This window comes from Oceanobacillus sp. CAU 1775 (assembly GCF_054482815.1).
On sequence record NZ_JBTLRO010000005.1, the window covers coordinates 248,416 to 273,711 of the forward strand.

At 35.5% G+C, this 25,296-nt stretch carries 28 protein-coding genes, 1 pseudogene and 1 riboswitch; of the genes and pseudogenes, 6 read left to right on the forward strand and 23 right to left on the reverse strand.

The features are described from left to right. Positions 1–39: 39 nt before the first annotated feature. The 15 genes and pseudogenes from ACXYMZ_RS10855 to ACXYMZ_RS10925 all read right to left on the reverse strand — a co-directional run bounded on the left by ACXYMZ_RS10855 (position 40) and on the right by ACXYMZ_RS10925 (position 13,095). On the reverse strand, positions 40–546 hold the full coding sequence (locus ACXYMZ_RS10855) for a EutP/PduV family microcompartment system protein (protein WP_458948425.1): 507 nt from the start codon (positions 544–546) through the stop codon (positions 40–42). Positions 547–563: 17 nt separating this feature from the next. After that, entirely contained in the window at positions 564–911 is a 348-nt protein-coding gene (gene eutS / locus ACXYMZ_RS10860) for an ethanolamine utilization microcompartment protein EutS (RefSeq protein WP_458948426.1), read from the reverse strand. Positions 912–990: 79 nt separating this feature from the next. Further along, the gene (eutH, locus tag ACXYMZ_RS10865; RefSeq protein ID WP_458948427.1) at positions 991–2,127 is read right to left on the reverse strand and encodes an ethanolamine utilization protein EutH; all 1,137 of its coding nucleotides are present in this window, start codon (positions 2,125–2,127) and stop codon (positions 991–993) included. A 34-nt stretch (positions 2,128–2,161) separates the two neighbouring features. Next, on the reverse strand, positions 2,162–2,428 hold the full coding sequence (locus tag ACXYMZ_RS10870) for a EutN/CcmL family microcompartment protein (protein ID WP_458948428.1): 267 nt from the start codon (positions 2,426–2,428) through the stop codon (positions 2,162–2,164). 245 nt (positions 2,429–2,673) lie between these two features. Beyond that, positions 2,674–3,303: pseudogene (gene eutD, locus ACXYMZ_RS10875) on the reverse strand (ethanolamine utilization phosphate acetyltransferase EutD); the annotation flags it as partial. Then, a complete protein-coding gene (locus tag ACXYMZ_RS10880; RefSeq protein ID WP_458948429.1) occupies positions 3,248–4,099 on the reverse strand; it encodes a cobalamin adenosyltransferase in 852 nt (283 codons plus the stop codon). The gene ACXYMZ_RS10880 and the pseudogene eutD, both read right to left, overlap by 56 nt. A 93-nt stretch (positions 4,100–4,192) precedes the next feature. Next, on the reverse strand, positions 4,193–4,486 hold the full coding sequence (locus ACXYMZ_RS10885) for a BMC domain-containing protein (RefSeq protein ID WP_458948430.1): 294 nt from the start codon (positions 4,484–4,486) through the stop codon (positions 4,193–4,195). A gap of 42 nt (positions 4,487–4,528) precedes the next feature. Beyond that, positions 4,529–5,092, reverse strand: coding sequence for a BMC domain-containing protein (locus ACXYMZ_RS10890; protein WP_458948431.1), 564 nt, complete (start codon positions 5,090–5,092; stop codon positions 4,529–4,531). Between the two features lie 9 nt (positions 5,093–5,101). Next, complete coding sequence (eutL, locus tag ACXYMZ_RS10895; RefSeq protein WP_458948432.1) at positions 5,102–5,755, reverse strand: ethanolamine utilization microcompartment protein EutL; 654 nt, start codon at positions 5,753–5,755, stop codon at positions 5,102–5,104. 27 nt (positions 5,756–5,782) lie between these two features. Then, a complete protein-coding gene (gene eutC / locus ACXYMZ_RS10900; RefSeq protein WP_458948433.1) occupies positions 5,783–6,676 on the reverse strand; it encodes an ethanolamine ammonia-lyase subunit EutC in 894 nt (297 codons plus the stop codon). 12 nt (positions 6,677–6,688) lie between these two features. Next, complete coding sequence (locus ACXYMZ_RS10905) at positions 6,689–8,056, reverse strand: ethanolamine ammonia-lyase subunit EutB (RefSeq protein ID WP_458948434.1); 1,368 nt, start codon at positions 8,054–8,056, stop codon at positions 6,689–6,691. Positions 8,057–8,176: 120 nt separating this feature from the next. Next, a complete protein-coding gene (gene eutA, locus ACXYMZ_RS10910; protein ID WP_458948435.1) occupies positions 8,177–9,604 on the reverse strand; it encodes an ethanolamine ammonia-lyase reactivating factor EutA in 1,428 nt (475 codons plus the stop codon). A 150-nt stretch (positions 9,605–9,754) separates the two neighbouring features. Beyond that, complete coding sequence (locus tag ACXYMZ_RS10915) at positions 9,755–11,122, reverse strand: histidine kinase N-terminal domain-containing protein (protein ID WP_458948436.1); 1,368 nt, start codon at positions 11,120–11,122, stop codon at positions 9,755–9,757. Further along, positions 11,109–11,681: an ANTAR domain-containing response regulator gene (locus tag ACXYMZ_RS10920; protein WP_458948437.1), complete on the reverse strand. Its 573-nt coding sequence runs from the start codon at positions 11,679–11,681 to the stop codon at positions 11,109–11,111. The genes ACXYMZ_RS10915 and ACXYMZ_RS10920 overlap by 14 nt, the downstream gene beginning before the upstream one ends. A 283-nt stretch (positions 11,682–11,964) precedes the next feature. Next, the gene (locus ACXYMZ_RS10925; protein WP_458948438.1) at positions 11,965–13,095 is read right to left on the reverse strand and encodes a 1-propanol dehydrogenase PduQ; all 1,131 of its coding nucleotides are present in this window, start codon (positions 13,093–13,095) and stop codon (positions 11,965–11,967) included. Between the two features lie 530 nt (positions 13,096–13,625). Beyond that, positions 13,626–13,809, reverse strand: a riboswitch (cobalamin riboswitch). A 141-nt stretch (positions 13,810–13,950) separates the two neighbouring features. Here ACXYMZ_RS10925 and sspL point away from each other — a divergent pair. Together sspL and ACXYMZ_RS10935 are read left to right on the forward strand one after the other, a co-directional pair. Further along, the gene (sspL, locus tag ACXYMZ_RS10930) at positions 13,951–14,091 is read left to right on the forward strand and encodes a small, acid-soluble spore protein L (RefSeq protein ID WP_458948439.1); all 141 of its coding nucleotides are present in this window, start codon (positions 13,951–13,953) and stop codon (positions 14,089–14,091) included. Between the two features lie 140 nt (positions 14,092–14,231). Next, positions 14,232–14,444, forward strand: coding sequence for a hypothetical protein (locus tag ACXYMZ_RS10935; protein ID WP_458948440.1), 213 nt, complete (start codon positions 14,232–14,234; stop codon positions 14,442–14,444). Positions 14,445–14,464: 20 nt separating this feature from the next. Here the strand turns inward: ACXYMZ_RS10935 and ACXYMZ_RS10940 are convergent, their stop codons facing one another. Further along, entirely contained in the window at positions 14,465–15,130 is a 666-nt protein-coding gene (locus ACXYMZ_RS10940) for a hypothetical protein (protein ID WP_458948441.1), read from the reverse strand. A 530-nt stretch (positions 15,131–15,660) separates the two neighbouring features. On the opposite strand from ACXYMZ_RS10940, the gene ACXYMZ_RS10945 reads away from it, so the two are divergent. Both ACXYMZ_RS10945 and ACXYMZ_RS10950 read left to right on the forward strand, forming a co-directional pair. Continuing rightward, complete coding sequence (locus ACXYMZ_RS10945; protein WP_458948442.1) at positions 15,661–17,109, forward strand: carbon starvation CstA family protein; 1,449 nt, start codon at positions 15,661–15,663, stop codon at positions 17,107–17,109. 122 nt (positions 17,110–17,231) lie between these two features. Continuing rightward, the gene (locus tag ACXYMZ_RS10950; RefSeq protein ID WP_458948443.1) at positions 17,232–17,477 is read left to right on the forward strand and encodes a hexameric tyrosine-coordinated heme protein; all 246 of its coding nucleotides are present in this window, start codon (positions 17,232–17,234) and stop codon (positions 17,475–17,477) included. A gap of 77 nt (positions 17,478–17,554) precedes the next feature. On the opposite strand, the gene ACXYMZ_RS10955 is transcribed toward ACXYMZ_RS10950, so the two are convergent. The 4 genes from ACXYMZ_RS10955 to ACXYMZ_RS10970 all read right to left on the reverse strand — a co-directional run bounded on the left by ACXYMZ_RS10955 (position 17,555) and on the right by ACXYMZ_RS10970 (position 19,735). Then, positions 17,555–17,686: a hypothetical protein gene (locus tag ACXYMZ_RS10955; RefSeq protein ID WP_458948444.1), complete on the reverse strand. Its 132-nt coding sequence runs from the start codon at positions 17,684–17,686 to the stop codon at positions 17,555–17,557. Further along, a complete protein-coding gene (locus ACXYMZ_RS10960) occupies positions 17,687–18,343 on the reverse strand; it encodes a reverse transcriptase-like protein (protein WP_458948445.1) in 657 nt (218 codons plus the stop codon). It lies immediately after the preceding gene. 97 nt (positions 18,344–18,440) lie between these two features. Further along, entirely contained in the window at positions 18,441–18,593 is a 153-nt protein-coding gene (locus tag ACXYMZ_RS10965; RefSeq protein ID WP_458948446.1) for a small acid-soluble spore protein P, read from the reverse strand. A gap of 329 nt (positions 18,594–18,922) precedes the next feature. Beyond that, the gene (locus ACXYMZ_RS10970; RefSeq protein ID WP_458948447.1) at positions 18,923–19,735 is read right to left on the reverse strand and encodes a DUF1835 domain-containing protein; all 813 of its coding nucleotides are present in this window, start codon (positions 19,733–19,735) and stop codon (positions 18,923–18,925) included. A 144-nt stretch (positions 19,736–19,879) separates the two neighbouring features. Here ACXYMZ_RS10970 and ACXYMZ_RS10975 point away from each other — a divergent pair, with 144 nt between their 5' ends. Next, positions 19,880–20,731 carry a DegV family protein gene (locus ACXYMZ_RS10975; RefSeq protein ID WP_458948449.1) on the forward strand — a complete coding sequence of 284 codons (852 nt, stop codon included), beginning with the start codon at positions 19,880–19,882 and terminating at the stop codon, positions 20,729–20,731. Between the two features lie 210 nt (positions 20,732–20,941). On the opposite strand, the gene ACXYMZ_RS10980 is transcribed toward ACXYMZ_RS10975, so the two are convergent. Both ACXYMZ_RS10980 and ACXYMZ_RS10985 read right to left on the reverse strand, forming a co-directional pair. Next, positions 20,942–21,073 carry a putative holin-like toxin gene (locus tag ACXYMZ_RS10980; protein WP_458948450.1) on the reverse strand — a complete coding sequence of 44 codons (132 nt, stop codon included), beginning with the start codon at positions 21,071–21,073 and terminating at the stop codon, positions 20,942–20,944. A gap of 404 nt (positions 21,074–21,477) precedes the next feature. Beyond that, entirely contained in the window at positions 21,478–22,032 is a 555-nt protein-coding gene (locus tag ACXYMZ_RS10985) for a sigma-70 family RNA polymerase sigma factor (RefSeq protein ID WP_458948451.1), read from the reverse strand. A 330-nt stretch (positions 22,033–22,362) separates the two neighbouring features. On the opposite strand from ACXYMZ_RS10985, the gene ACXYMZ_RS10990 reads away from it, so the two are divergent. Beyond that, positions 22,363–22,830: a competence protein ComK gene (locus ACXYMZ_RS10990; protein ID WP_458948452.1), complete on the forward strand. Its 468-nt coding sequence runs from the start codon at positions 22,363–22,365 to the stop codon at positions 22,828–22,830. Positions 22,831–23,076: 246 nt separating this feature from the next. Here the strand turns inward: ACXYMZ_RS10990 and ACXYMZ_RS10995 are convergent, their stop codons facing one another. Beyond that, on the reverse strand, positions 23,077–25,074 hold the full coding sequence (locus tag ACXYMZ_RS10995) for a bifunctional diguanylate cyclase/phosphodiesterase (RefSeq protein WP_458948453.1): 1,998 nt from the start codon (positions 25,072–25,074) through the stop codon (positions 23,077–23,079). Positions 25,075–25,296 lie beyond the last annotated feature (222 nt).

Here is a 25,296-nt window from a genome sequence, read left to right on the forward strand (position 1 = left end):
CATCCACCTCCGAACATCTTTAAGTGGGGGTTTTATGATTTACATTTCATGAAAGAAAATATGTTCCGAATCTGCAGTTTCCACATACTCTTTCATTTCCTGCATCGAATTCATTTTTACAAGTTCTATAATTTCTTTTATCCCTTGGCCTGTATAAGCAGACGCAATAACAATTGGGCCTTTAACAAGTGCCTTTTTTAAAATTTGAATAGCAATCTCTGCATCTGCATCTTGGTGGTCTACCTTAGATATCACACCTATCACTAGTTTATTGATACCGGAACTAAAGCCAGGTGCAAAAATTGTTTTTTTATTTGTTGCATCTTGTAAAAATAATACATGGGTAATTTCCATTGAAGTTGCCATGAGATTACGATAATGCAATGGATTTTCCGTATATTCACCGGGCGTATCAACAATCCAATCATCATAGGTTAAGGATTGGGTTTTTAACTTTTTAGGTTTTTTTTCTCGTTTTAATAAGGCATCTGTTAAGGTCGTCTTACCAGCATCAATTCCACCAATTAACATCACTCGATTCTTCATTTTCTACACCCCGTTTCCTAAGACTTTGTCATTTCCGATGGGGTAAAAGAAAGAACATCTCGTAAAAATTGATTAATTTCATATAGAGCCGTTTCGACTTCAGACACACTTCCTACGAGCACGAGACTACCTGTAAATCGATCAAGAAAACCGATTGACACATTAGCTGCTTTTGTAGCTCTATCTCCTGCAATAATTACGGTTTCACTAGGAGTTAATGTTAGAATCCCAAGGGCACCAGACTGTTGAATACCTAATTTTTCAAACATATCAGCATCTGGGTTTGCGATTAAATGACTTAAGGTGACTTGTTTTCCTGGAACGAACTCTTGTATAAACCGCTGCTTTTCTTTTTCTTCTCCCATATACAACTCCCTACTTTCATTTCTACAGAATGGATTACTTTGAAGTAAAATTTTCTACTCGACTTCCTTTTGAAAACTTTTATTGTGTTGAGGAAATATCTACTTCAACCTTTTCAATTGGTTTATCTTTTTCGTTCTTACCTAGCATCATATTGGCTATAATTACTGCAACGAATATGGCAAAAACTCCACCAGCAAGTTTCCCAGCAATCATCGGGAAAATCATATCCCTAGCTACACCTGCAGCAAACCCAAGGTGGTCTCCAAGTACAAAGGCGGCTGGGACAGAGAATGCCACATTAATAATTTTTCCGCGATTATCCATATCCTTCATAAGATTAAACATGGCAATATTGTTTGCTAGCGTTGCTACCATTCCAGCTGCAGCTACGTCATTCATCCCTAATAATTTCCCTACTCGCATGAGTGGTTTCTTGAATACACGAGTGATTACTTCTACCATGACAAAGGCACCAGCTAATACAATAGCGATACTACCTACTATTTGAATACCTTCCTCAAGAGAACCTATTCCAGGAATGACAGTAATTCCTGTTAAAACATCAATGATTCCGATGGCGAGACCCAAAGTTGCTACAACGACAACTCCATATCCAAAGATCGTAAAGCCTTTAATCATCTTGGTAGGGATTTTCCAGAGTCCTAAAATAATGAGACCTGCTAGAATAAAGATCGGAATTAGGTTCGTAATAACCATCATGAAAGAATAGCCAGCAACTAACCCACCAACAATTCCCCCAATTGGAATTGCAATAAAACCAGCTAACATTCCTGTAGCTAGATAGCTTTGGTCTTCTTTCTTAATAATTCCTAGTGATACTGGAATAGAGAATACGACCGTAGCCCCCATCATTGATCCCAAGATAATCCCTGAGAACATAGCTGCATCCTCAGTGATCGCCATTTCCTGAGCAAGCTGCAAACCACCCATATCTATTGCTAAGAGACTACCTGCGAACATAGCAGGGTCAGCACCTAGTGTGGTAAACACAGGAACAACAATTGGGCTTAGAACAGTTGCAAGCACTGGAGCCATTACAATGATTCCGACCATCGCAAGGGCAAGTGCTCCCATTGCCATTAAACCTTCATCGAATTTTTCACCAAGACCTAATTTATTTTTAAATACTTTATCAATTGCTCCAATAACCATGAATATTACCATTAAATATATTACAATTTCATTTATCCCCATTACTCATCCTCCTTTTAAATGGCGGAAAGACGGTTCAACCCTCTGAAATATCGATGGAATCGACAACCCCTACAATCACAGAGTCAATTGGAATTCGCTCTTTCCCAAAAGCTGATCTTGCACTACTACCCTTTGTCACTAATACGGTGTCACCGACTCCAGCACTTGTTAAATCAGCAGCGACAAAAGTAGAGCTTAAATCTTTCGCATATTTTGGCTTCACGATAAGTAGCTTCAATCCATTTAATTGTTCATCTTTTCTTGTTGCCCATACAGATCCAATAACATCTCCTATAATCATGCTTCATTCTCCTCGCTTCTGTGAATTTGTAATTTATGCATTCGTATATAGTCTTTAGCAAGCGGGGTAATAATACTTGATGCTGGAATCTGTATCCTTGTTATCTTCTTAAGATATACTTTTTGTAAATCATTTTCAGAAATTAATTTTTTATTTAGCGTAGCTGTTTCGTCCGTTGGCTTTTCACTCTCATTATTCGTTGAATTAACTTTTGATTCTTTTGTTGTAACCTGTTGTGATTCTGTTGTTTTCTTAATAATTTTTCCTAAAAATCCTTTTTGATAGCCGCACGCATTCGCTTCATCAAAGTCAATATGCATAAAGGTTCGATAATTTTCATGGATACGTATGACAACATTATCAAAAATGAGAGGTCGTGCGCCCACAATCTTTACTTGTACAATTTCACGATTTTTTACCTGCAATTTTTCAGCATCATCTGGTGAGACATGTATATGTCTTTTCGCCACAATCAGTCCTTGCTCAAGGTCTAAGCTCTTATTTCCGTGGGTGAGAGTAACTGGTGGTGTATCTTCAATGTCTCCACTCTCTCTTACAGGTACTTTCACACCCAGCGTTACGGCATCAGTAAGCGATACTTCTACTTGCGATTCCTTCCGTTCGGGCCCAAGAATAACTACATTTTCAAATTTACCTCTCGGCCCTTTTACAGTGATTCTTTCTTGACATGCAAATTGTCCTGGCTGTGACAATTCTTTTGCTGGTGTGAGTTGATAACCCTTACCAAAAAGATAATCAATTGCTTCACGATTTAAATGAACATGCCTCCCTGATGCTTCTACTTCAACTAATGATTCCTCAAGCATCACTTTTTTCACTTTTTTTATAATTGTTTCTGTCAGAAGTTGATTCATTGCCTCCCTCCTTTTCCTTCGCGTAATCACCCGCTTTTACTTTGTACATCATGACATGGCAAAGAGAGGACAAACGATTCAATGCTAGTAATATATCGGTACGTTCGAGACTACCATCTTCCGTTATAAAAGCTTCATAGGCTGTAATCTCTATTTCACGAATTTTCGTCCGTAGTACGTTTAATAGAACTACTTCTATTCCCATTTTATAATCTGGCAAGGGAAGTTTTACAGAAAAATAATCTTCCGGACAAATGCCCATTTTATGAATTTCTTTTTCATTCAAATTGAGAAGTTGAAATTCTCCTAAAGATTTTTCAGTTACTTCAACTTCAAGAAGCTTCATGACAAAGGTCAATACCTCTTGCAAATCTTCTACTAACCTGTAGGAATTTTTCTCTGCTAGCTGAAATTGAAATTCTATTATTTTCGCTTGTAAAGAATCTAGCTGGCCTCTTAAAACAATTCGACGGTGGTTTTTCGGAACAAGTAAGTTGGAAGTGAGAGTTGTCATATGCTCTGGTTTTCCTTCCAAAAAACCACCATTTAATAGTTGGTAGCTTGTTATACTTTCTGTTGCTTCCTCTTTAGGCTCTGGAGTAAATATCTTATTTTTAGTTGTATCACCTTTTGCTTGTTTTTCATCATTTACAAATTCAATAGTTATCTTTCGGTCTTGAAGATAACTTTTTGCTGCCGGTGTTACAATTGTCCCTTTTGGAAGTTCAATAATGGATTCTTTAATTTTCTTCGATATGAAAAGGCTTCTTAATGTACTTTCAGTCAGTACAGCCATAGCATCCCTTCCTTTAGCTTCCTTTGTTGAAGGTGCTCAAATTTAAAAAAAGCATCTTCACAAAGGAAAAGCAATTCACCCATTTAAAATGATCTACTCAGTGGTTTCTTCTTTTTTAGGTAAAATTGCTGCGACTTCTCCATGTGGACGTGGAATCACATGTACAGAAATCAATTCTCCTACACGATCAGCAGCTGCTGCACCTGCATCAGTCGCCGCTTTTACAGCACCAACATCTCCACTAACCAGTACTGTTACGAGTCCTGCACCAATCTGTTCCTTACCTATTAAAGTTACATTTGCTGCTTTTACCATTGCATCGGCAGCTTCAATTGCTCCTACCAATCCTTTTGTCTCAACCATTCCAAGTGCATTTGTATTTTGCATCTTTAATTCCTCCTCGATTTTTTAAATCCTATTTGCTAATGTCTAACTGTTATTGCTTTCTAGCTTTTCATGTGCTAATAAACTTTCAATCAAATCTAGTTTTTTGGCATATTTTATACTCTTAATATCATCCGTCATTACTTTTCTTTTTCTTACAAGCTTTCGCAATTCTGCAACTGTCATTTTCTGAAGAGCCTCACGATTAATAACGTATTCCTGAATGTTAGGTGCAGGATTCTCTTCAGTTGGATCATTTACTACTAACTTCTTCGTTATCTGAGCTAATTTAATGTCCGAATTTTTGTTAGTTGAAAGCTTTTGAGTTGCTGTGTTCTCTGTTCTTCTCCTTAAGAGCTTTTGTGTTTCTTTAGCAGTTCTTGGAATCACATGACTGGAAACCAGAGCTCCAAACTCTTCTACTGCATCTGTACCTGCTTCAACTGCTGCTTTTACTGCAGCCACATCACCTACGAGCTGGACTGTAACATACCCACCTTTTATAATTTCCATATCAATTAATTCGACATCAGCGGTTTTTAGAGCTATATCTGCTGCTACAACAGAAGCTAGATAACTCTTATTTTCTATCAAACCTAATGCATTCATAAGCTACACCTAATATCCCTTTGGATTATCAGCAACTTGATTGACTGCATCGGCGAATGCGTCACAGGCAGCCTGGCACGCTGATTGACTTCCCGTTAAAAGAGCACCTCCATAGTTTGTCTCAGAGGGTGGGCCATAGAAAGTAGCAAGCCTTACATTTGCTGCCTTTAAAGCTGCATCTAACGCATACATCGCTTCAAGAGGTGGAGCAATGAGGTAAGCGATTGCTTCTCCTTCTTGGATATTTGCTTCTTTTGATAGGAACGTTCCTGTACGTGATACTAAATGGGCAAAATAATTGATAGAACCATCTTCATTTGCACTAACAAAGTAAGCATCATTTTCTATATAGCTAATGGCAGCATCTAATCCACTTTTTACTTCTTCAGGATTATTACCAGCTAAAATCCCAATTACTTCACCTGTTAGCTTTGTAGTAGCATTATCCGCTCCTGCATACATAGATTGTGCATATATTACTTCTACATCAGCTTTCTTTGTTGCTTCATCCAGTGCTGTATAAACGACATCATCAACATCACCTGTTAAAATGCCTAAACTTCTTTGATTCGGTCCAAGTTTAAGCTGTTCTGCCATATCTGGACTAACATTCGAAATTAATTTTGTACCAAGTACTTGACCATAAATTCGATCGTCTCTCAACATTCTTCCTCCTTTCACCTTCAACTATTAGGCTTTGTTTAAATCTAGACCCGAGGCTTTCTTATCTAGCATTCTCTTAATCATCTCAGCGATATGTGCTCCAGCTTCTACAGGTGGGGTTCCGCCTTCATGAATATTCGAGATAACAGAACGTCTGGCTTCAGGCATATCAACAGTTGGTCGATACGCAATATAAGCACTCATAGATTCAGCAGTTACAAGCCCTGGTCTTTCTCCAACCAGCAGACAAACAACATCAGCATTAGTTACTTCACCAACCACATCCATCGCAGGTACTCGACAATGCTTAACGAAAATTTCATTGCTTGTTTCAATTCCGTATACTTGTAATCCTTGTTTAATTGCTGGAAGTGTATCTTCTAGATTTGCTTCAATCGCAGCAGAACTTAAACCGTCTCCAACCATAATCTGTACCTTTGGTGACCCAGCGTACTTTTTAATCTTTTCCTTCTCTTCTTCGGAAAATTGTCTACCTAAATCAGGCCGTGTAATATATTCATCCTTATCCTGACACACAGTTGCTGTAGAAAAAAGATTATTTCTAGCAACAAAATCTTCATCAACATAGGAGAATACAGCATCCTGTGCAGCTGCATGATCTGCCTTAAAACGCAGAGATGTGGATGTTAAATATCGAGCACCTGCACGCCAAACACCTAGTCTTGCAGGAGTTTTTAATTTCATTTCCATATAACCATCCTTATCAAACGGTTCTGGTACAAGCAGTTCTTTTCTAATTTCTACTTCGGAAATATCCGGAAGCTGTTTGTCTAGTACAGCTGTTGAACTAGAACTGACATTATTGCTATTTGTTAGGCTAGCTGCCTGTGAGTCATTTCCGTTAACGATGTCATGTAGAATATTTTCAATAAGCGATTTTAATTCTTTTTCGTTTACCATACCTTCTCCTCCTTACACTAAAAATACGGAAGCATCTCCTGCTTTTTTAGAGAGCTTACGGTTTTTATCTAAAATATCCATCTCCAATAACCATTCATCAAACTCTTTGATTGCTGTTAAATTGGATAGTTCACGCAATGCTTGTGCTTCGTGATAACCTAAGCTTTGATAGTTAAGCATGACATCATCTGCATGCGGTACTGTGATTAGGAAATTAACCCCTGCCTGTGTTAATAGAATAGCGAGATTTTCCATATCATCTTGATCCGCTTTCATATGGTTTGTATAGCAAACATCAACCCCCATTGAAATGCCTGTTAATTTCCCCATAAAATGATCTTCAAGGCCTGCACGGATAACTTGCTTCGAGTCATAAAGGTATTCAGGTCCAATAAAGCCAACTACTGTATTTACTAAAAACGGTTCATATTTTTTAGCAAAACCATAACATCTTGCTTCAAGTGTCAATTGATCTACTCCATGATGGGCATTCGAGGATAATTCTGCACCCTGACCAGTTTCAAAATACATTACATTCGGTCCAGCAGATGTTCCTTCTTTTAGAACAAGGTCCCTTGCTTCAGCAATTAAATCAGCAGTTATCCCAAAGTCTGTATTTCCTTTTTCAGATCCTGCAATCGATTGAAAAATTAAGTCAGCCGGTGCACCTTGCCTAATTGCTTCCATTTGGGTTGTCACGTGTGCTAATACACTTGTTTGAGTAGGAATCTTGAATTTATTCTTTACCTCTTCTAACTTATGAAACATTCGACTTACACTCTCTAAAGTGTCGTCTACTGGGTTCAAACCAATTACTGCATCCCCAGCCCCATAAGATAGGCCTTCAAGAATAGAAGCAACGATTCCCTCTTCATTATCAGTCGGATGGTTTGGCTGAAGGCGCGTCGACAACGTTCCTGGTAGACCAATAGTTGTATTACAATGTGCAGTAACAATAATTTTTTGTGCCCCTAAAACTAAATCTAAATTGGACATGAGCTTTGTAACTGCTGCCACCATTTCTGCAGTGAGTCCTCGAGATAATCTTCTAATATCATTACCTGTTGTATCTGAATCAAGGATTTTCTCCCTTAATTCTTCCACCGTCCAAGTTTTAATTTCACCATAAATCTTTTCGTTCACATTGTCTTGAATCACTCGTGTAACCTCATCTTCATCGTACGGAATTGCAGGATGGTTACGTAAGTCTTCTAATGTTAATTTCGATAAAACTACTTTTGCTGCAACGCGCTCTTCGGCAGACTCAGCAGCAATTCCAGCCATAATATCTCCTGATTTCTCTTCATTTGCTTTTGCCATTACTTCATTTACAGTTTTAAATTGATATGTTCTTCCAAATAAGGTTGTACTTAATATCACGATAATCCTCCTCTCAATCTTTAAGCGTTCTTCTTCTCAAACAAATGAGTTTAAATTTTTCCCATCTCTTTTAAAGCATTCCTCAAACGCCTTCCCCCCTTCAAAGATCTGAAAAGCTTTTTAGCGAAATACTAATGTCTTAATAACTACAGGAAGAACACTTCCGCTTGCCACTGGATGTCCAATATCGATAAAGTCACCGTCGTCAACAATAACACTGTCAATACAGATGAGTTCTTGCTTCAGTCCAAGCTTTGTAAATAGGGTCTGGCCGACTACTTTGGCGATATCATGGTCAATAATAATAATTAGAGGTAAACCAAGTTCAATGTATTCGTCCATTCCATTTATTATTTCACTGGCAAAATCCGTAATTTCTTTAAATGTTTTATAACGCTTTCCTGTAAAGGAAATTGCCACCGTTTGCTTGTCTTCTTCCACTTCGAACCAACTCAGCTTTTCTTTTAAATTTTGATCAAATTTACCTTCTGTATTGATTTCTTCATCGTGGATTTTAATAACAGGTATATTTTTCAAAGGGAAAATGTTTTCTGAATACATAATGGTACTGCCACTAATTTCCGTCGTATGAGATCCAGCACCGACTACTGTTGCCCTAATAAGTTCTTCGGGTTCATAAAGAATAAATCGCTCTGCCAAGGTTGAATTTCGTATCGCTTCACCGAGCATTAAACCGATATCACCATATTTAAAAACATCTTCATCTACAGTTTTATAGATAGCTTCAGCAACTCCACCAGTAAATGAAAGATGAGTGAGCTTATCTGTTTCTGTAATGTTTTTATGTGTAGTAATCTTTTTCAGTTGAGCGCTTTCCATTTTCGCCCCAATACTTTCTTCAAGAAGCTCTGCCATGCGGTTAACAATAGGTTTAAGATTTTCTTTTGTTGCTATTTGGCCAATTGAAATACCATAACCTTCAGCTGCGATTAGATCTTTTATCTTTTCAGAAATATACTCTATTTTTTTGGTTTCTTTATTTACCTTAATTAACCTACCACCGATATCTAAGCAGCCAGTATCTATCACATGACCACGTTGGATTACTGCTAGATTAGTCGTACCTCCTCCAATATCTAAATTCACAATCTTTAAAGAATGTTCTTTTGAAAAAGAGTGTACCCCTGCACCTTTAGCTGCAATGATACTTTCGAGGTCAGGACCTGCAGTTGCAACTACAAAATCTCCTGCGAAACCACTTAAACCTTGTAAAACTTCTTCAGCATTTTCCTTTCTGGCAGTTTCTCCTGTAATAATTACAGCACCAGTTTGAATTTTGTCTTTAGCAATATTGGCTTTTCTATATTCTCTTTCAACAAATTCCTGGATCAGCTGTTGATTCACTTTGCTTTGTTCGATTAGTGGTGTTGTAATAATCTCACTTTTGTATATAACCTCTTTGCTTGTTATTGTAATTCTCGGTACATTGAAAGCTGAAGCTGTATTCTCAATTGTTAAAACGGAGAAAATGAGCTGTGTTGTTGATGTGCCGATATCAATGCCAACACTTAACATTTTTTCTGCCAAAAATATCCCCTCCAATCTGTTTAAATGTAATAGTAGAAATAAAAAAGAAAGCAAAAAAGCTTAAGGTAAAAAAATGCACACAAACATACTGTTCATTTTTACCTTAAGCTTCATTGCTTTCGGATAAGCTTTTACTTCACTGTAAAAGCATTATTTAAATCGGAAAGTAATTTCCATTCCTTGTTTCTTCCTATTAAATTGTATTTTTCCTTTTAACTTATCTTTTACATAGCTCTTAATAATAAATAATCCTAAACTATTACCTTCAACTTTATCAACCAAAAAACCTATTCCGTTATCCTTGACTGTAATAACTACATCAGAGCCTTCTTTAACTAATTTCACATTAATTTCACCAGATGCTTGGTGAGGAAAAGCATGGGTGTAACTATTTTGAACGAGCTCATTCACAATCAGTGAAACGGAGGTTGCTACTTCACTAAGAACAATGATTGATTCTTCCACATCGATTGTCAGCTTGACATTATCTAATAAAGAATAGCTTCGATGGATATTATTAATTATGAACTTCAGTACTTCACTGAGTTCTACTTTATCACCAAGCTGCCTTGCTAAAATATCATGCGTCGCAGCAATAGATAAAACACGGTTCGTATTATCAGTTAAAATATGTTTTGCTTCTAAACTAGTAGTTCTTCTCTTCTCCATTCGGAAAAGTGAAGCCATTGTCTGCAGATTATTTTTAATTCGATGATGTGTTTCCCTAATTGCCTCGGTTTTAGAAATAATTTCTGCTTCTTTATTTTTTAGCTGGGTTATATCCCTTAAAATAATGGCGAATTTCAACTTATCATCCCGAAGCGGTACACTTTTCATCATATAAAATTTATTATCAAGTTGTATCTCAGAAACGAAATCCTCTTTATCCTTGAGTGCCAACTTTTGATAGTGAACCTGATCTCCAAAAATATCGTTATAGTATACATTCTCGTTAGAAATATTATTCGAGAAGCTGTCTGCCATATCATTTTGAAAAATTAATTTGCCTGTTGCATCAAAGAAGTATATGGCATCATCAATATAATTATTCAGTCTTGCTGCCATCGTCATATAATCATTTTCGGCGTCTTCCGTTTCCCCAGTTTCCTCATGAAAAGCAGTTTCCATTATGTAGGTTCCTAAGACTTTCTCGCCATCTGTAATTGCATGGATATTTTGCCTTATAAATACATTTTCCTGAGTAAATGCTTTATAGCCTTTCAACGAACCTCCAAAACGAGAAACACGCCAAACTCCTGGTTCATTCATTTTCAAAGCAGGCTGTCCAACAGGAGAATTTTTATATAAGGATTCTTTTGTCACAGGGAAAACATGAAAAACAACGAGAGAAGACGTACTGTTTTTGAGTGGCACGTCAATAAAAATATCGCAATCGAATATCTCCGCCAGCTCTTCTAGTGCTTGCGCTTTTTTAACAATAAGTCCTACTTCATATTCGGTTAATTCCGTATGCTTGCTACAAAGCTCGACGATTTTTGATTTCTCAGTCGTAAACAAGTGTAATCGTCCTCGCAATCTCACCCATTGATGTACGACCATCCATGCTCATTTTTCTTAGAAGTTGGTAAGCATCATCCTCATTGATCTTTCTCTCTTGCATGATTAGACCTTTTGCGATATCAATTACCTTCCTGTCCTCAAGTTTCTTTGAGACTTTGTCGACTTGTTTTTCGAGGGCACGAATTTCCCCTGCTCTTGAAATACACATTTCAACAGTCGGGATAAACGATTTTTCATCAAGTGGTTTCACTAAATAGCCTACTGCCCCTAATTCCTTTGCTTTCGTTACGTATTCTTCATCATAAAAGGCTGTTAATAATAAAATTCCACCTGCAAGGTTATCATGCATAATCTTTTTACTAGCCTTAAGTCCGTCTAGTACTGGCATTTTAATATCCATAATGACTAAATCAGGAGTTTCTTTCCTACATACATCAATTGCTGCGAAACCATCTGAGGCCTGGCCAACTACATTGTAGCCTGATTCCTCTAATAGTTCTTGTAAGTCCATTTTTGTAATAGGTTCATCATCGACTATCACAATTCTATTCCCCATACTCTCTCTCCTTTACTAACATCGTTTTACAAAAAATTCGTTAAGTAAAACTAGATGTAAGATTTAATCAAGAAAAAACATAAAAAGGCCATGAAAAAAGAAATGCATCTTTTTCCAAAGCCCCCTTGCTTTAGAGTGAATTATTGTAATAAATCTGAATTAACACACCTTTGTGTTATTAAAAACTATTATATATGTGAAAGCGCATTCTCGCAAGTATAAAATTCAATTTTAATTATTCAACCTAAAAATAATGGTATGTTTGTTCATTATTAGTTTTTCTTTAAAGGAGTTGTTTTAAAATTGACTTTATATCTGTCGATTTAGGTTCGACAGGATTTGTTACCGTACAACTATCTTTTAGTGCTACTTCAGATATTTCTTCTATTGTTTCATGCGAATTGTCGATACTAAAACTTTTAAAGTCTTTTGGCATGTCTAGATTTGAACGTAACTTTTCAATCTGTTTGATAAGGCTTTTCGTTGCAATAGCAGGATTAGATGCTGATAAATCTAACAGCTTTGCGAGTTCTGAATATTTCTTAGCTACTTCATTCAGGTTCTTTGTTTGGAAACCATCTAGTCCAGCATTGAACGCGATCACTTTTGGCAATAAAATTGCATTTAATCTACCGTGCGGAATATGAAACTTAGCACCACAAGCATGGGCAATGCTATGGTTAATTCCTAGACCTGCTGTATTAAAAGCTATTCCAGCCATTGTGGAAGCATGATGAACTTTTTCTCTAGCCCGAATATTGTCGCCATCACTATAAGCTATAGGTAGATAAGCAAATAATAATCGAACTGCCTTTTCTACAAGTGCATCCGAAAAGTCATTAGCATTCGTTGCAACATACGCCTCCAATGAATGTGTCAGTGCATCCATACCTGTATCTGCGGTAATTGTAGCTGGCATTGTTCTTACAAGGTTCGGATCTAAAATGGCAATATCAGGAATTAACGAATCGTCTACAAGGGGATATTTTATCCCTTTACTATTATCTGTAATAATTGAAAAGGAAGTCACCTCTGATCCAGTTCCACTTGTCGTCGGAATTGCTATTAATGGAAGGTTTTCTATCTGAAAAATTCTTCCTGCAAATTCTTTAATCGCTTTAGCTGCATCAATAGCTGATCCTCCCCCGATCGTAAGAATAAGATTTGGCTCATATTTATATAACTCACTAACTCCCGAAACAACATTTTCAATTGGTGGATCTGGAATAACATCACTAAATAGAAATGATTTGTTTCTTCCTGTTTTTAGTTTTTCTTCCACTCCCTTCATTAAGTCCGAGTCAATTAAAAATGGGTCAGCGACAATAAAAATACGTTTATTTTCTATCTTGGTTAAATAATTTAAAGCATCTTTACCAGAATATATTTCCGTCCGTAGTGAAATTTTATTCATACGATAGAACATCCTCTCTTAAAAATAAAAAAAGAGCTTCGCAGAAAAATAAACCTCTGCAAAGCTCCATCGCTTTAATTATAAATACACGTCGTTGTGTATCGTTATTATACTATTGCATAAATTTAAATGCAAGCCTATCATTTACCCTTTTACTAGAGATAAAAAAGAGACAGAACAATGTCGTCCTGTCTTTAACAATTTTATAGCTTTTCATTAATAAAATATGAAAGCTGTTTCATCTTCGGAACAATTTCATATTTATTTAAGCTAAGTTTTATTGCACTAGCTACACCCTTGTAACTAGTGTTAACTTATAAAGGTTACAGCATTGTAACCAAATAAATGATGTTGTATGCTTTGAGACAAGTATAAGTAGTCTCGTGAATACTTCATTAATTTTATGCTTCATTTTAACTATACATACAAAATTAAAAGCTCTCACCCACAGATTCGGATGAGAGCATAGTCATAGATTCAATAATACACACTTGCAGAATTTATCTATGTATCCCCTTTTCCTAGAAGGTTGATTACATTCTACTTTGGCAAGTCTCCTGACTTATGGGTTGTTGCTGAATTCCGCCTTCCCAGAAAAACCAGTGGCATTTGGAATGTATCCCCATTTACAGTGGCCGGACCGTTCAGGATTTTCACCTGATTCCTTTTTCATCAATTACTTCCTATAATTGAACCAAAATATTAATTATTTATTTGTACATTTATTATAACTTAATTTATAGAAATTACAATACTAATTGTCAGCAACGTTTCCATTGTTTTCTATTCTTCAATTATTTTATCAGATGAATAGTAAAACTATTTCTTGAAAGACTACATACTGGAGGTGCAATTATGTCTAATAAACAAAGAACTTCAAAAACAAAAAGAGTTAAATCTAGTGTAAATCCTCAAGGGTATTCAGAAGATGTTGCAGATCAAGAACCAAAATCACAGCTTGAGCAACGGGCTAAGAAGAAAAACACTAAAATATAATTTTTTATAAGAAAATGATGTAAATCAAAAACTCCATCTTCCCATTCAATCCTGAAGATGGAGTTTTTGTTTTTATTTCATCCTACTTCTTCTTTTGATATAATGCATACTAGGTAAGAAATGATGAGGAGTTGGATTGAATGAAGAAAATTACAGTAGATGATTTCGAGCTAAACGAAGAACAAATAAATATGCTTTTAAGCGAATTAAAAAACGACAAGGTAAACACAGCTGATGATTTAGATAAATATTTGAAAGACCATTCTTATATGAAAGACAATAGTTCTAAGTTCCATCTACTCGTTTCAAAATATCCAAAGAAAAGAAACTTCGCTATTCCTTTTGATGAATAGGTGGCGTACGGTTCTATTGCTTATGAAACAGTAGAACCGTCCCCCTGTTTCTTTTTGCTTTCATGCTTTTGGTATAACATGAGGCTTAGGGGTAATTGATTTTGGTTAGTCATTATCGAGTACATGTAGCCTGAGGTTGTGCGGTATCCTTCTTCAACTTTTTCAGCTAAATAGTGTGTTCGTTCATAAAATAGGGATCGAATGAAATCGACTTGCCTTACCACTTTTTGAATTAATGCCTCGTGATTGTCTAAGCGCCCGATGACTTCTTTATGTTTTTCTTCCTGGCTAGCTATTTCTTCCTGTATTTGTTTTTGTAATTCCAGTTGCTGCTCCATCTTTAATTTGAGTTCTTCCGTTCTTGTTTCATGTTTTTCTCCTTGAAGGATTATTGTCTCATAGAAGTCTTTTTTGCTTGCAAGATGAGGAAGTACTTCATTTGTAGCCATTTGGCCTTCTTTTAATTCCCTTAATTGATTAGAAATTTCCACTCCTTTCATTTCCTGTTGTTTATAGCCTCTTTTTAGATAACTAATATTCCCAAGCAATTGATGATTTATTTTTTTCTGTTCCTTTATCATCTCAGCCATATGATTATGCATAAAAATATCTTGATTTGGCGCAATGGGCGCTACATTATTTTTATAAATATCTTTATGCTTTTCTTGGTTTATATATAAACCCATAATTAATTGCACCTTCTTTCTAATGTCCTATCATATTTTATGTTATTTACTTGAAAGGGTACTACTTAATATGGTTTTGAACCATAGCAGATGAACGTAAAAAAGATGCATACTCTGAATGAGCTGCATCTTTTTTTATTAATATTATGCAATTTCAGGATGAGGGCTATGCTCTACTGCTGAAATTGCTCTTTTGTTTTCTTTTATTCATGTACTTTCTGACTATTGGATAAAGAAACGGCCCAAACCTAATGAGTGTTTTGAATAAACGTCCCATCACTTTCACCTCTATAGATGCAAATTTTAGCAAAATGAATGCAGTTGAGCATATCTTCCGAGGAAGACTTACATCGCTACTTCATAGATGCTTGTCTATATATTTCCTAATTACCTATAAAATAAACACAGCAATAAAGAAGTGTCTTTTTAAAAACTATGTAAATTATAAAAAGGCTTGAGTTTTTCCAAAATTACCTATATTATATTAAAAACGTAAAGAAAGAAAAATTAAACAATGGGAGGGAATTATTTTGATCACGTTTTTAGTTGCGATAGGTTTATTAATTACAGCGTATTTCACTTATGGGAAATACATTGAGAAGTTGTTTGGGCCCAATGAAAAGCGGCCAACTCCAGCTTATGCAAATCAAGATGGCATTGACTATGTTCCGATGCACAAACAAAAAAATGCACTTATTCAATTACTGAATATCGCAGGGACTGGTCCAATCTTTGGGCCAATTATGGGTGCTTTATATGGACCTGTCGCATTTTTATGGATCGTTCTGGGAACAATCTTTGCAGGGGCAGTGCATGATTATTTAACGGGAATGATCTCGATAAGAAATCGTGGTGCACATATTCCTGAGCTTGCTGGGAAATTTTTAGGGAAGGTTTCTCGTCATTTAGTTAACATTTTTGCATTACTATTATTATTACTAGTTGGTACTGTATTTGTAACTACACCTGCTTCATTATTACATAATTTAATTGATGGCAGAGTAGCAGTAATTGTAATTGTCTTTATCATATTTGGGTATTACTTCTTGTCTACAATTTTACCTATTGATAAAATTATTGGACGAGTATATCCATTCTTTGGAGCTATATTATTAATTGGTACCGTTGGAGTCGGCGGAAGTTTGTTATTATCTGAATATCAAATCCCTGAATTAACTTTAACAAACATGCATCCTGGTGACTTACCAATTTTACCCATATTATTCTTAACAATTACTTGTGGTGCACTATCTGGATTCCATGCAACACAGTCACCATTAATTTCTAGAACAACAAAAAACGAAAACCAAGGACGCTACATCTTTTACGGGATGATGGTTGCAGAAGGTATTATTGCAATGATTTGGGCAGCTGCAGCAATGAGCATGTTCGATGGTCAAGGATTACAAGGATTAATTAATGAAGGAACAGCTTCTCTAGTCGTAAATGAAGTTTCGATTACTTTATTAGGAGCTGTAGGTGGAACGATTGCTGTACTTGGGGTAGTTGTCTTACCTATAACATCTGGTGATACTGCTTTCCGCGCAGCACGTAATATTATTGCTGATTATTTAAATATTAAACAAAGTAAAGTCTCAAAACGATTAATGCTCGCCATTCCTATGTTCGTTATTTCTTATTGGTTGACGACAATCGACTTTAATATATTGTGGCGATACTTCTCGTTTGCGAATCAAGGAACAGCAGCACTTGCTCTTTGGATTGGTACCATGTATCTCTTTATTAAAAAGAAAAATTACTTCGTTGCACTCGTACCAGCTGTGTTTATTACACATATGATATTCACTTACATTCTCTACGATGGCAACTTAGGATTCGGTCAATCCTATCAATTCTCACATACAGGCGGATTCATAATCACAGTTGTCATCACCGCAATGTTCTTCTGGAAAGGAAACAAAAACAGAAGAGAAAACATCGCCGTCGACATCGAAGTACCATACGACAAAGCCGCCTAGCAATGAAACATGGGGACGGTTCTCCTGTTGCAGTCAGTGCAACAAGAGAACCGTCCCCTTGTTGCACATCTTTTCTATTATTTCTATACACTATAGAAATGGGTTTTTGAGGAGATGGTTAGATGAAGAATTGGCTTCCGAGTTTAAAGACTAGGACACCACAGGAAGGATATGAATTAGCGATTAAGCTTGCGCAGAAAGGTGTGGAATACACCCAACCTTCTGCTGACATTAGAAAGAAATTACGACCAAAGTATTCGAGAGATCCTGATAGTTTAATTTCTATATCGCAAGTAATTGCAATTCATTTTCAAACAGTTGCTGCCGCAAATGACTATTGGCAGAGTAATAAAAAACGTCTTCCCTAGCTTTTAAATTATAGAAAACACCATGAGAAGCACTCGCTTCTCATGGCATTTTAATTTTAACTCAGACACTATCTATGTTAATCAATTAAAATTATATTTCCGTCTGGATCGTCTGATGTTAAGCTTGCAGGTTCTTCACTCATACAGTCCTGTATAGACTTCATTTTGAATTTTCTTTTAGGTATCGTTTTAGCAACATTAGATTGCACCTACTCTAGCTCACTCTGACTAGAAATTTCAATTCCTTGAAGAGCCTGTGTCGCTAGATGGTCTGCTTCACGATTTAATTTACGTGAAACTTCTTTATACGTAGGTTTGATACCTAGCTTGTCTATTTTCGCTTCTATCCGGTCCATCCACTTTATTAGGAATTTTTCATAAGCAGCCCACTCCTCGCTCAGTTGATTAATAACAACTTTCGAGTCACCTACAAAAATTACTGGTATATTCTTTACATCTAATAATTCTAAGGCTTTCAGTGCTAAATGTAGTGCAGCATATTCTGCTTCGTTATTATTTAAAATTCCTTCTACCAATGCATTTTCACGAATTCGATACTTTTTCTGATTCTGTTCATAATAAATTACAAATCCTAACCCGGCTAAATTTCTTTCCGGGTTAAATCCACCATCAAAGTATACTTCAATGTTATGAGGCTCTGTTTTAATTTCCTGCATATATTTTTTTAATTCTTTAGTTGTCCAAGTTACTCCCTGATCATCAATAAAATCCAATTGTTTCATTCGACCAGTTCTCTCAATATCCTCAGCAATAATAAGCGCTTCTCCTGCTTGCATCTCGTTGGAACTGAAACTAGTTGTTATTCCATTCTTCGTTATGTATGTTAATTCAATTCTCACTTGCATATGAAAACCTCCTTTGCTGCTTATCATACAATAAACTTAGCCTGCATGAAATATTTCCCACCCTTCTTTTTAGACAGGTGGGAAACGATAAACATTTCTACATTCCATGATTTGGATTATGATTTTGTCTCGAGTGATTCGCATTTTTCACCTTTTTCGAGCCTTGCAATGGCTCCCCATAAGGCTGAACTGGACTTTGTGGAAGGTCTGGTTTCTTTTGTTGCTTCGGTCCTTTAGGTCTTGGGGTCATGATGTACCTCCTTTCTTATATTAGTATTTTGGCGTTATAGCATGACAAATATCCTAAAGATTTTATTTTGTAATAATATTGTTAAACAAATCACGTTTTAATTTTTCGGAAAAAGGTAGACCTATTTTAAAAGGAGGGAAAACGGTATGGCTAGTTTCTCAGAAAAATATCTAAAAGAAACATTATTTCAAGCAAAAAAACACGGTCTTTCCCCTACGTATATAAGAGAACTAGAATTAAAATATGACGAACAAATCAAAAGATGAATGCAACATGGGGACGGTTCTCGTGTTGCACCCCGAGTGCAACGTGAGAACCGTCCCCATGTTTCAAAAAAGTTTTATTTTATAACGTCTCATCGATTGATGGTCACCTTCAAAAGCTAATTTTTTTGAATGAATGAGTGCGCGGATTCTATACTCAATCCAAGAATCGGATATTGGCAGCTCTGAATTACCAATTACTTCACCAATTACGCGTGTTGCATTTATAAACTCTTGATTTCCTCTTGCATGATGTAGCTTTTTAACACTTTCCAATATAAATGAATCATCTCTTGTCTCTTCTTCATGCACGATTTCTTCATTTCTCCAGGTGCGCACAATGCTACTAGTATTTAGCAACATTTCTCCTTCTTGTTCATACTCAATTCTCTTTTTCTCTAGTATCGGTAAGTTTGAGTGTTCATAAAACTGCAAGAGCTGCTCCGTGCTACATTCACCTGTATGTCGAATATCCACTTTGACTTCCATATGTTTTGTATAATCAGTCATCGCATGAAATGTATTCACAAAACTCAACTCGATATTTTTATCTTTTAATAAATAACAGCTAATTCTTAACCCTATTTGCTCAGCTGCATTTTCAGAAGTCCATATTGTAACTTGCTCACCATCTTCTAGTTTCAATAACTGTTGCAACGAATTTAGATAAATAGTTCTGTTATTATCTAACATTTCACGTCCTACAAGAAAAGAAGACTTTAACCAAGAGAAATATTGATTTACCCCAATTTCCTCATGAATGTTAGCAATTGGCCCCACAGAAAAATCAATAGGAAATTCAATAACTTGATGGTCTTTCTTACGCAAAGCATGTTTCAAACTGCCAGCTGCAGCCGCACCAAAAATAATATGATTCAAAAGTTTACCACCTTTATGTTATGCAACATGAGAACCGTCCCCATGTTGCATCTTTTTTTTATACTCTTCCCACTTAATATACTTTACTGTATATTAGGATAAAGATACAAGGCGGAGGCCGATTATTTTAAAGGGAGATATTAAATGAAGAAAATTATTTTAACGACAGAAAGCGGCGCGGACTTACCAGAAGATTTAGCTTTAAAGTACAATATACAAACTGTTCCTATGCATATTATTATGGATGGCAAGGATCACTTAGATGGGTTCTTACCCGTTCCAGAGATTTTTGATTATCATGATCGCACCAAGAAGATACCTACTACAACTGCTACAAACACACATGAATATCAACATTTCTTCAAGGAAGTAAATGAGAGCTTTCCAGATTGTACGATTATTCATATCGGTTACACGTCAAAAGCTTCTTCTTCCTTTCAAAACGCAGTACAAGCGTCTAAAGAATTTGATAATCTAATTCTGATTGATGCACTCAATGTTACCGGTGGTTTAACTGCAGTTGTGGTGTATGCTGCCACTTTATTAGAAGCCGATCCAACGATATCAGCTGAATCATTAACAGAAAAAATAAAAGCTATTGTTCCTAAATCACGACTTGCTTTTGTTCCTGGAAATTTAGAATTTCTAAAAGCTGGTGGACGTGTAAGTAATTTGGCTTTTATAGGGGGATCTCTTTTAAAATTATTACCTCGCATCGAACTAATTGAAGGTGTGCTCTTGTCGAATAAAAAATATCGTGGAAAAATGAGTGTAGTTGCTGAAAAGCTGTTACGTGATTATTTACAACAATATAATATTAATAAAGATCAACTTTATTTAATCTACTCCGTTGGTCTTGATGAAAAAATTAAAAAGCATATGACCGAAATTGCTAAAGAACATGGTTTTCAAAATATAAAGTGGATGGAAGCTGGAGCTGTTATATCTACACATGCAGGACCAGGTGGATTTGGTGTTGCTGGGATTGAAGAGTGAACAGAGTTAAGTGACACGATTCGATAGTAATATAAGGTTTATTTTCTTTTTAAAATAGGGTATACTTAAATTAGAAGGTAATAGAATAAGAAAAGAGCTCCTCATGCGGATACATGAAGAGCTCTAGCGTGTAATAGCCCTTTAAGGGGGGGCGACTCGCACAAGTAGAAGAAATAACCTACCCATTGCTCGTTTAAGCTTTAAGGGTGGTTATTTCTTTTTGTTTGACATTATCGCAATAATCAACGCTCCGAAAACAAGCATTAAATAAATTGATTGAAATACTGTCATAGACGTCGCCTCCTTTCCTATGAAAAAGAAAGAAAGCGAGCCACCACCCATAAAAGCCTTATTACACTAAAAATATTATAACATAAAGAGAACATAAGTTCCTTTTTTAGTAAGCTTTCTCAGTTTATTATTAAGTATCCAATTTGCAGATATTATAAGAAACCAAAAAAATTAAATGATGCGAGAAACACAAAAGAGAGCCAGCAGACTAACTACTATAGGATCTCTATGTTTATAGTTAATCAGCAACGCTTAATGTATTGCTTTACATTCGCATTTCATAAAATAGATTAGTATATTGTGGTGTGTCTGACATCATAACTTGACTAGATTAGGAACTATTGAAATTTATAAATGTACTTTTTTCTAATTTTATCCTGCGTTTGCGAACTTTGAAATTAAATAATTTACAAAGTCTGAACACGAGACTAACATGAAGTTGGCATCCTCAAAAGTTAAAGTAGACTCATCTGCTCCAAATCCAGCCACAATTTCCTAAGCTTCCTTTTCGCTTCTTTAGACCAACCCTTGACTGCTTCAACAGTAACCCCCTCTTTCTCAGCGATTTCTTTCTGCGAGAGATCGCAAATAACTGCATAATATACCCACTTTTTTTGTTTCATCGTTAACGTGGAGAAGACCTGTCGCCAAAATGAATCATTAGGAACTTGGTTGTTTAAAGACGTTATGGAATTTTCCTCTATAGCACTAGTGAAAATTCTTTCGTTTATTTGACTTACTTCTTTAATAACTATCTCTTCTTTCTCTCTTTCATTAACTTTTTTACGTATCAAATCTATCATCCGATTACGTATGCTGAAGCTAAAATAAGTTGCCATTGGGCCTTTATTCACATCATACTTCTCATATGCCATCCACATGGCATACAGTCCTTCCGCATAAAATTCTCCCTCGTAATCTCTGATTCCCAGTCGCCTTAGCTGGTAATAAATCCGTTTTTCATTTTGTTTTACAATCTCTTCAAAAGTAGTTTTTGTATTCACTTTCATCTTCCTATTCCTCCTGAAAATTTATAACAAAATAATTATTCCCCTCTGACTTTAATATAGAAAATCACCGATTTTTTTGCAAAACTGCTAATTTGCACTACACCCATTTTCTTTAGACATTGGTGTCGTTTTGTAGATAAATCCAGCTAAATTTAAGTCGAATGCTGTCAGAAATAGCGATTATTTAAGAAGAACGCTATTTAAGGTGCATTTTTACTAGGTATATTATAATATGTATAAAGACTCAAAATTCTTACATTTATATTTATTTTTAGGAAATGCAGTAATTTATGCAGTAATCTTACAACTACTTATAAAAGGAGAATTTTTATGAAAAACATTTTGCCGTACTACAATATCAACACAAGTACAATTGGTTTATTCCCTGGAAAAAATACTGATTATCAGACAACAGTTTGGGAACCTAATAAGAAGTTATTCGTAGTAGATCCTGCTTTAAAATTAATCAAAGATAATTTGATTAGAAACTATAGTTCCTATGAGTCTCGTAAATTTACTGTTCAACAAGATACAGGATATATGCGAAAAGTTCCAATCCCCATCTGTTTGAATTCAATCTTTATGTTTCCGACTCACGCAGTGAAACACTTTGAATGTTGTTGGATTGTAGAACACCATGTCCATGCTATTAAAAAGGGTTATGGAAAAAATGATTGTTTCATTATTTTTATCAATGGAGAATTTATTAATATCAATCAAAGTTCTAATATAGTTAATAATCAACTAAAGAAAACAAGAAACTTAAAGGCTATCGTTAAAGGTAAAGATATTTCCTGAAATAGATGCGCTTTTATAACTGTTAAAAATAAAACTTAAATAGTATTAAAAGAAAGCGACTATCAATCTTACTTTACCAATAGAATCAACAATATCTTTAAGCAATTGCTACAGTAAATCATGTAAGAATAGGTCAAGCCGTACGATTTCACTAGAAGATCTAGAGCCAGCAGAATAAATAAAAGCATGCTCCCTCACTGTAAACGAACTACAGTATGGAGCATGCTTTTATTGTGCAAATAGAACTCAACCTATTTTATTAGATTCACTCGCTTGTTTCATCCATTCTTCAGCTTGCACCACACCCATTGGTTTTCCAAAATAAAACCCTTGGATGACATGGCAGCCGAGATCTTTCAGAAAATTGACTTGCATTTTATTTTCGATTCCTTCTGCGATTACATCTAACCCTAACTGCTCCGCCATGATAATAATTGCTTTTATGATTGCTTGTTTACTAGTTGTCTCCAAATCATTCATAAATAAGCGGTCGAGTTTGATTGTATCTAATGGAATTTGATCGAGTAAACCGATTGAGGAATAACCTGAACCAAAATCATCAAGTGATATCCGAACACCGATTGCTCGTAAACGTTGTAGTTGTTCAAATACAGTATCTATATTCGTTAAAACTAATGACTCTGTAATCTCTAATTCTAATAGATGCGGACTAACATTCACTTTTTCTATAATCTCTTCCATTTGTTCGACTAAATTATCGGTATGAAAAAGACGAGCTGATAAATTCGCAGAGATTGGTTGGTTGATTCCTTGTTCTTCCCAAATCGCGCACTGTGTTGCAGATTTTTCTAGAACCCACCTTGTAATCGGGATAATTGAACCTGACTCCTCAGCTATCGGAATAAACTCTCCAGGAGAAATTAACCCTAATTCCGGATGTTTCCAGCGCAGCAATGCTTCAAACCCGTGAAGTTTATTCAATTCTATATTCCACTTCGGTTGATATTCGATAAACAATTCTTCGTTCTCTACTGCAAAAGAAAGATCCTTTTCTAGAAGCATTCTACGTTCTTCTATTTCACCCATCTTTTCATCATAGAGACAATATCGATTTTTTCCTTGTTTTTTTGCAGTGTATAAAGCTGTATCCGCTGTTTTCATGAGATCTTGCCCATCATTTGTGACGTAGCCAATACTAATCCCAATACTTGTAGTTGTATGGACTTCACTCTCACCTATTTGATATACTTTCACTATCGTCTGTAAAATCTCTTCAGCTGTTTTGACTGCACGTTTCACGTCATTACTTTTAATAGTCAATAAAAATTCATCGCCGCCAATTCGATAAACTTGTTGATCTTTTGCATTAAAAGAAGTAAGCCGCTCACCTACTTGTTTTATTAAAAGATCACCACTATCATGCCCGAGGGAGTCGTTTACAAATTTGAATTGATCCAAATCCATTAATAAAATTGTAATTTCGTTTTTCTTTCGGTAGTTATCTAAAAATCTATTCATAGCATTACGGTTCGGAAGCCCAGTAAGGGTATCTTCATAAGCCATATTTTGTAAAACTTGTCGCTCGACGAAGAAAATTAACCAAGTAACAAAAAGAATAATTCCTACTGTAATTGTTGCAGCATATAATAAGAACTGATTATTTGTAAAGTCCCCATCTGGTGAGTGTGCTTCTGGAAAAATTGTTGCTTTCATTCCTGTATAATGCATCCCACATATTGCAATCCCCATTGCTATAGCCGATAGAATTTTTAATCCACTCGTTGTTTGATCCTTACGAAAACGAATAAATAGAAACAATGCTACATAAGAAGCAGTATATGCAATGAGAACTGAAATAATAAACCAGGAAGGATTATATGAAAGACTTCCTTCGACAACCATTGCTTTCATTCCTACATAGTGCATCGTTATAATTCCACTACCTAGAATAAATGCACCAAAGATAATTCGATTCCCTTTTACCTCTGTTGGCATGGTTACTAAGAACGCAATAAAAGCTGCTCCAACACTTGCTAACATTGAAAATACTGTTAGCTTGGGATCATAGTGCATTTCCATACCTGTATGAAATGCAAGCATACCAATAAAATGCATGGACCATACGCCACTACCTAGAACTATAGCTCCAGCCAATAACCAAAATATTTTATTTTTATTATGTGCAATGGTAAGTTTTGATGCGATATTAATTGCCGAATAAGATGCAAAAATAGCTATTAAAATAGAAAGAGCAACAATATAATAATTATATGTACCATCCATGTTAAAATGTCACCCCATTCTCTACTTTTAAAAATTTACCTATACCCTCTCTATATCGGCTAAATCTATCGTTTAATGAAGGTGTTATAAAATGTAGTAATAGTATGAATTTTAGTGATTAATAAAGTAATTTTATACCGTCCAAATATAATATTTTTTCGCGAAATTTAAATCGCTAGTCTTAATATTAATTTAATATGATTTCATGTAGATGTTTTTATA

Coding starts and splice junctions, on each gene's coding strand:
- eutH (WP_458948427.1), bottom strand. CDS start 2,127: ATGGGGATAAATGAAATTGTAATATATTTAATGGTAATATTCATGGTT.
- ACXYMZ_RS10855 (WP_458948425.1), bottom strand. CDS start 546: ATGAAGAATCGAGTGATGTTAATTGGTGGAATTGATGCTGGTAAGACG.
- ACXYMZ_RS10920 (WP_458948437.1), bottom strand. CDS start 11,681: ATGGGGAATAGAATTGTGATAGTCGATGATGAACCTATTACAAAAATG.
- ACXYMZ_RS10880 (WP_458948429.1), bottom strand. CDS start 4,099: ATGGCTGTACTGACTGAAAGTACATTAAGAAGCCTTTTCATATCGAAG.
- eutC (WP_458948433.1), bottom strand. CDS start 6,676: ATGGTAAACGAAAAAGAATTAAAATCGCTTATTGAAAATATTCTACAT.
- ACXYMZ_RS10985 (WP_458948451.1), bottom strand. CDS start 22,032: ATGAAAGTGAATACAAAAACTACTTTTGAAGAGATTGTAAAACAAAAT.
- ACXYMZ_RS10995 (WP_458948453.1), bottom strand. CDS start 25,074: ATGGATGGTACATATAATTATTATATTGTTGCTCTTTCTATTTTAATA.
- ACXYMZ_RS10950 (WP_458948443.1), top strand. CDS start 17,232: ATGAAGAATTGGCTTCCGAGTTTAAAGACTAGGACACCACAGGAAGGA.
- ACXYMZ_RS10935 (WP_458948440.1), top strand. CDS start 14,232: ATGAAGAAAATTACAGTAGATGATTTCGAGCTAAACGAAGAACAAATA.
- ACXYMZ_RS10980 (WP_458948450.1), bottom strand. CDS start 21,073: ATGGGTGGTGGCTCGCTTTCTTTCTTTTTCATAGGAAAGGAGGCGACG.
- ACXYMZ_RS10885 (WP_458948430.1), bottom strand. CDS start 4,486: ATGCAAAATACAAATGCACTTGGAATGGTTGAGACAAAAGGATTGGTA.
- eutS (WP_458948426.1), bottom strand. CDS start 911: ATGGGAGAAGAAAAAGAAAAGCAGCGGTTTATACAAGAGTTCGTTCCA.
- ACXYMZ_RS10990 (WP_458948452.1), top strand. CDS start 22,363: ATGAAAAACATTTTGCCGTACTACAATATCAACACAAGTACAATTGGT.
- ACXYMZ_RS10890 (WP_458948431.1), bottom strand. CDS start 5,092: ATGAATGCATTAGGTTTGATAGAAAATAAGAGTTATCTAGCTTCTGTT.
- ACXYMZ_RS10965 (WP_458948446.1), bottom strand. CDS start 18,593: ATGACCCCAAGACCTAAAGGACCGAAGCAACAAAAGAAACCAGACCTT.
- ACXYMZ_RS10940 (WP_458948441.1), bottom strand. CDS start 15,130: ATGGGTTTATATATAAACCAAGAAAAGCATAAAGATATTTATAAAAAT.
- sspL (WP_458948439.1), top strand. CDS start 13,951: ATGTCTAATAAACAAAGAACTTCAAAAACAAAAAGAGTTAAATCTAGT.
- ACXYMZ_RS10925 (WP_458948438.1), bottom strand. CDS start 13,095: ATGAATAAAATTTCACTACGGACGGAAATATATTCTGGTAAAGATGCT.
- ACXYMZ_RS10960 (WP_458948445.1), bottom strand. CDS start 18,343: ATGCAAGTGAGAATTGAATTAACATACATAACGAAGAATGGAATAACA.
- ACXYMZ_RS10870 (WP_458948428.1), bottom strand. CDS start 2,428: ATGATTATAGGAGATGTTATTGGATCTGTATGGGCAACAAGAAAAGAT.
- ACXYMZ_RS10975 (WP_458948449.1), top strand. CDS start 19,880: ATGAAGAAAATTATTTTAACGACAGAAAGCGGCGCGGACTTACCAGAA.